Genomic DNA, 5449 nt, shown 5'->3' with positions numbered 1-5449 from the left:
GGTCGACATCAAGGCGCGCTTGTTTCGCAACTACCCGCTGGGTGAGGTGGGCAGCCATTTGATCGGCTACATCGGGCGCATCAACCAGGCCGAAAAAGCGGCCATGGAAGACTGGCCCGAAGAGCAGCTCGACAACTACCGTGGCACCGAATACATCGGCAAGCTCGGTGTGGAGCAGAGCTACGAGGCCGACCTGCACGGCATCACCGGTCTCGAAGAAGTCGAGACCAGCGCCGGTGGCCGCGCCGTGCGCCGCTTGAAGAGCAACCCGCCGACGCCGGGCAACAAACTGGTGATGTCGGTCGACATCCGATTGCAGGCGTTGGTCGAAGAGCTGTTTGGCGATCGGCGTGGTGCGCTGGTGGCGATGGACCCGCGCAACGGTGAGATCCTCGCCTTCGTCAGCAAGCCCACCTTCGACCCCAACCTGTTTGTCGACGGCATCGACTCGGAGTCGTGGCGCGAGCTCAACGAATCCATCGACAAGCCGCTGCTCAACCGCGCCCTGCGTGGCACCTACCCGCCCGGCTCCACCTTCAAGCCCTTCATGGCCATGGCCGCGCTCAACACCGGCAAGCGCAGCGCCACACAAGTGATCCACGACGGCGGCACTTTCCAGTTCGGCAACCACACCTTCCGCAGCCACGGCGATGGCGGGCTCGGCCCGGTCGACATGGTCAAGGCGATTGCACTGTCCAGCAACGTGTACTTCTATTCGCTGGCCAACGAACTCGGGGTCGACACCATCCACGATCAGCTCCGACCCTTCGGCTTCGGCCGCAAGACCGGCATCGACATCGACGGCGAAGTGACCGGCCTGCTGCCCTCCACCGCCTGGAAAGCACGCGCCTACAAGAAGCCCGAGCAACAGAAGTGGTACGCCGGCGAAACCATCTCCTTGGGCATCGGCCAGGGCTACAACAACTTCACCATGTTGCAGCTGGCAAGCGCCGTGTCCACGCTCGTGAGCGGCGGCGAGCGCTACAAGCCGCGCCTGGTGCGCGAGGTCGAAGACGTGGTCACGCGCGAGCGGCGCCAGGTGGCGCATGACGCGCTGGAGTCGCTGCTGCTCAAGCCCGAGCACGTCAAGGTCATCCTGCAGGGCATGCAGCAGGTCACACAAGGTGGCACCGGCACGCGGGTGTTTGCCGGCACGCCGTATGTGAGCGGTGGCAAGACCGGCACCGCGCAGGCCGTGGGCGTGCGCGCCAACGAGAAGTACAACGCCAGCAAGCTCGAAGAGCACAAGCGTGACCACGCGCTCTACATCGCCTTTGCGCCGGTTGAAACACCCACCATCGCGCTGGCGGTGGTGGTGGAGAACGCGGGCTTCGGCGCGGCCAGCGCTGCGCCGATTGCCAGGCGGGTGATGGACTACCTGCTGCTGGGCCAGTACCCGAGCGCAGAAGACATCGCGCTCACCCGCGAAGGCAAGTCGGGCGCGCCCACCGGAACGTCTCGTGCGGTCTCGGCGGTGCCGCTGCCGGGCGCAGGCGCCTACGCGGTCGGGCCCGGCAGCGGCGGCCTCAGCGCGCCGATGGTGGTGCCTTCTGCTTCGGCCGCTTCAGCGGCATCGCCCGCAGCGTCTGCGAAGGCGGCACGATGAGCGCCACCTTCGGCAAGCCGTCGTTGTGGCACCGGGTCAAGCCGGTGTTCATGGGCTTCGACGGCCCACTTGCGCTGGCGATCCTGCTGCTCGCGGTGATGGGCCTGGTCACCATGTACTCGGCCGGCTACGACCACGGCACACGCTTTGTCGACCATGGCCGCAACATGCTGCTGGCGCTCGGCATCTTGTTCGTGGTGGCGCAGATCCCGCCGCAAAAGCTGATGGGCCTGGCGGTGCCGCTGTATGCCGTGGGCGTGGCGCTGCTGATCGCGGTGGCCTTGTTCGGCGTCACCAAAAAAGGCGCCACACGCTGGCTCAACGTGGGCGTGGTGGTGCAGCCGAGCGAGGTGCTGAAGATTGCGGTGCCGCTGATGCTGGCCTGGTGGTTCCAGCGCCGCGAGGGCCAGCTGCGGGTGTCGGACTTCGTGGTGGCGCTGCTCTTGCTGGCGATCCCCGTGGGCCTGATCGTCAAGCAGCCCGACCTGGGCACGGCGATCCTGGTGCTGTCGGCCGGCCTTTACGTGATCTTCTTTGCCGGCTTGTCGTGGAAGCTGATCCTGCCGGTGCTGGCGGTGGGTGTCATCGCCATCACGGCCATGGTGCTGGCCGAAGACCGCATCTGCCAACCCGACGTGGCCTGGCCGCTCTTGCACGAATACCAGAAGAACCGTGTCTGCACCCTGCTCGACCCGACCACCGACCCCTTGGGCAAGGGCTTTCACATCATCCAGGGCATGATCGCCATCGGCTCGGGCGGGATGTCGGGCAAGGGCTTCATGAAGGGCACGCAGACGCACCTGGAGTTCATCCCCGAGCGCACCACCGACTTCATCTTTGCCGCCTTCTCCGAAGAGTTCGGCCTGATGGGTTGCCTGGCGCTGCTGGCGGGTTTCATCTTCCTGATCTACCGCGGCCTGATGATCGCGGCCGAAGCGCCGACCTTGTTTGCGCGCCTGCTGGCCGGCGCCATCACGCTGAGCTTTTTCACCTACGCCTTCGTCAACATGGGCATGGTGAGTGGCATCTTGCCGGTGGTGGGGGTGCCGCTGCCCTTCATCAGCTATGGGGGCACGGCCATGGTCACGCTCGGGCTCGGCCTGGGCATCTTGATGTCGATCTCCAAGAGCCGGCGCTACATGCAGCGGTAAGCTGCGGCGCATGGACACACCCCAAGCTGCGATACCAGCCGTCTGGCCGATCCCTCGTGTGGGTGTGATCGGCGTGGGCAACATGGGCGGCGCGATGGCCGCGCGCCTGCTGTCACAGGGTTACCTGGTGGCGGTGCACGACATCGATTCGCAACGCGAAGCACAAGCCGTCAGCCTGGGTGCGATGGCTTGCGCCACGGCGACCGGCCTGGCCTCGTCGAGCGACGTGGTGATCGTGGCGGTGGTCGATGCCGCGCAAACACAGGCGGTGCTGTTCGGCCCGCACGGCGCGGCGGCTTCGCTCGCGCCGGGTTCGCTGGTGATGTTGTGCCCGACCATCGCGCCGGCCGACACCGAACGCCTGGTGCAAGGCCTCGCACAACAGGGCCTCGACTGGCTCGACGCCCCCATGTCCGGTGGCCCCGACCGGGCACGTGACGGCAGCATGAGCCTGATGCTCGCCTGCCCGAACGCGGCGCTCGACAAACACCGCGCCTTGATCGAAGTGCTGTCGTCCAAGGTATTCCACATCAGCGAGCGGCCCGGTGATGGCGCACGCACCAAGCTCGTCAACAACCTGGTCGCCGGCATCAACCTGGCCGCGGCCGCCGAAGCGTTGGCGCTGGCCGAGCGCTTGGGTTTGAACCTGCCGCGCACGCTGGCGGTGATGGAGCAGAGCAGCGGCCAGAGCTGGATCGGCAGCGACCGCATGCGCCGCGCCTTGCTCGGCGACTACCTGCCGCGCGCCCACACCAGCCTGCTCAACAAAGACACCCACCTCGCGGTCGGCATGGCGCAGCAGGCCGGCTTCGAGACGGCGCTGGGCCAGCAAGCCGCCGCGCTGTTTGCGCGCGCGTGTGAGAACGGGCTGGCAGGCATGGACGACGCGAGCGTGTTCGAGTTGCTGCGCCGGCGTTGAGCCGAGAGGACTGGGCGCTCTGATTTCTGGCTCCGTTCGCCCTGAGCCTGTCGAAGGGTGCGCTGTGCACTGAGCTGGCTCCCTTCGACAAGCTCAGGGCGATCGGGAATACAGGCTCAGCCCGAACGGAAGTTGCGCTGGCGTGTGACCCGCCGGTGTGTGGCCCGTGCCGCCGGCACCCAGCCCAGGCGCCACCAGCGGGCGCACATGATCAGGCCGCGCACCCACTCGTCGGCGGCGTAGGCGATCCACACACCGACCAGGCCAAGGTCGAACACGACCCCCAACAACCAGGCGCCGCCCGCCATCACAAAGACCATCGACGCCGCACCCGCCACCACCGGAAAGCGCGCGTCGCCGGTGGCGCGCAGCGCGTTGATCACCACCAGGTTGAAGGTGCGCCCGGGTTCCAGCAGCACCGTGATCCACAACAGCGTGGTGGCCTGCTGGATGATGTGCGGGTCGTGGGTGAAGAGCTGCAGCGTCCACGGTGCCGTGATCGCGGCGGTGAGCGACACGCCGGTGGACACCAGCAGCCCCCAGCGCAGGCTCTTGCGCACCAGGCGGTGCGCCTCGTGCAGCTGGCGCGCGCCCACCAGGTGACCGACCAGGATCTCGCTCGCAAAGCCCACCGCCAAGCCAAACACCAAGATGAAATACATCACCTGCATGGTGTAGCTGTGCACCGCCAGGGCATCGGCGCCCATGCGTGCCACCAGGGCGACGGTGACCATCAGCGCCAGCCGGTAGGCGATGTTTTCGGCCGCGCCGGGCAGGCCAATGTGCAGCGCCGGGCCGAGGCTCTTCCAGCGCATGCGCCACCAGTCGTGGGCGTGTGGCACCAGCTGCAGCCGCCAGCGCCACAGCCACAAGTGGAACGCGACCCCAAAGGCGCGGCTGATGGCGGCCGCCACCGCAAAACCGGCCAGACCCAGTGCGGGCAGTGGGCCGAGGCCGGCCATCAGCGGCCAGCAGATCGCCAGGTGCAGGCTGTGCATGGCGATCATGTTGAGCAGCGTGTCGCGGGTGTGCATGTGGGCGCGCATCACCGCGCCCATGCTGGCGTTGAAGGCATCGAGCGCGAGTGAGATGGAGAGCACCGGCAGGTAAGGCTCGGCCAGCGGCATCACGTTGTCGGGTGCGTTCAGCAGGCGCAACAAGGGCCCGGCGAGCAGCGCCACCGCCGCACCAGCCCCCAGGCCGAGCCAGGTGCTGGCGCCGAGCGACGCGCGGGCTGTGTCGTCAGCGCCTGCGCGGTTGCCGGCGCCGAGGTTCTGCGTGATGACCACGCTCACGCCCATGCTGATGATGCGAAACAGCAGGAAGAACGAGGCCTGCACATGGTTGGAGAGTGCAAACGCGCCCGAGGCGGTGTCCGACATGCGCGAGGCCAGCCACAGGCCGACCAGGCCCACCACCAGGCCGAGCACCAGCTCGGCGAACAGCGGCCAGGTCAACGCGACCAGGCTGGGGCGGGGCGGCGTGTTCATGCCTTGCGCCGCCGTGGGCGTTTGAGGAACTCGTCCTCCACGTCGATCGTGGCGCGCACGCCGATGTCGCCCTTGTGCTGGGCCAGCCAGCGGTCGGCGGCGCCGCGACCCATCTCGAACAGGCCCTCCAGGAACGCGCGGTCGGTGTCGAACTTGGAGTTGGCCCCCAGCGGCGCGAGGCCGGCGTCGTCGGCCACCATGTGCAGGCGCAGGTGCTTGTAGCCGTCGGGCAGCGCCACGCCCTGCTCGATCAAGCGCTGCACGAAGCCGATGGCGCGCATCT

The 5449-nt window shown here is 67.5% G+C and carries 4 protein-coding genes and 1 pseudogene; 3 read left to right on the top strand and 2 right to left on the bottom strand.

Going from position 1 to position 5449, the window contains the following annotated elements; genetic code table 11:
• The 3 genes from mrdA to RMO40_RS20675 all read left to right on the top strand — a co-directional run.
• On the top strand, positions 1-1606 hold a 1606-nt coding region (gene mrdA, locus RMO40_RS20685), incomplete at its 5' end, for a penicillin-binding protein 2 (protein WP_309725375.1).
• Positions 1603-2757 carry a rod shape-determining protein RodA gene (gene rodA, locus RMO40_RS20680; RefSeq protein WP_309725373.1) on the top strand — a complete coding sequence of 385 codons (1155 nt, stop codon included), beginning with the start codon at positions 1603-1605 and terminating at the stop codon, positions 2755-2757. The genes mrdA and rodA, both read left to right, overlap by 4 nt.
• Before the next feature lie 10 nt (positions 2758-2767).
• Positions 2768-3676, top strand: a complete 909-nt coding sequence (locus RMO40_RS20675) for an NAD(P)-dependent oxidoreductase (protein ID WP_309725371.1) — start codon at positions 2768-2770, stop codon at positions 3674-3676.
• Positions 3677-3792: 116 nt separating this feature from the next.
• On the opposite strand, the gene RMO40_RS20670 is transcribed toward RMO40_RS20675, so the two are convergent.
• On the bottom strand, positions 3793-5166 hold the full coding sequence (locus RMO40_RS20670) for an MATE family efflux transporter (RefSeq protein WP_309725369.1): 1374 nt from the start codon (positions 5164-5166) through the stop codon (positions 3793-3795).
• Positions 5163-5449, bottom strand: a pseudogene (locus RMO40_RS20665) (patatin-like phospholipase family protein); the annotation flags it as partial. The pseudogene RMO40_RS20665 and the gene RMO40_RS20670, both read right to left, overlap by 4 nt.

Source organism: Rhizobacter sp. (assembly GCF_031412075.1).
In the GTDB taxonomy this organism is placed as follows: domain Bacteria; phylum Pseudomonadota; class Gammaproteobacteria; order Burkholderiales; family Burkholderiaceae_C; genus Rhizobacter.
Note: the sequence above shows the minus strand (reverse complement) of the source record. Positions and strands in the feature narration are given on the sequence as shown.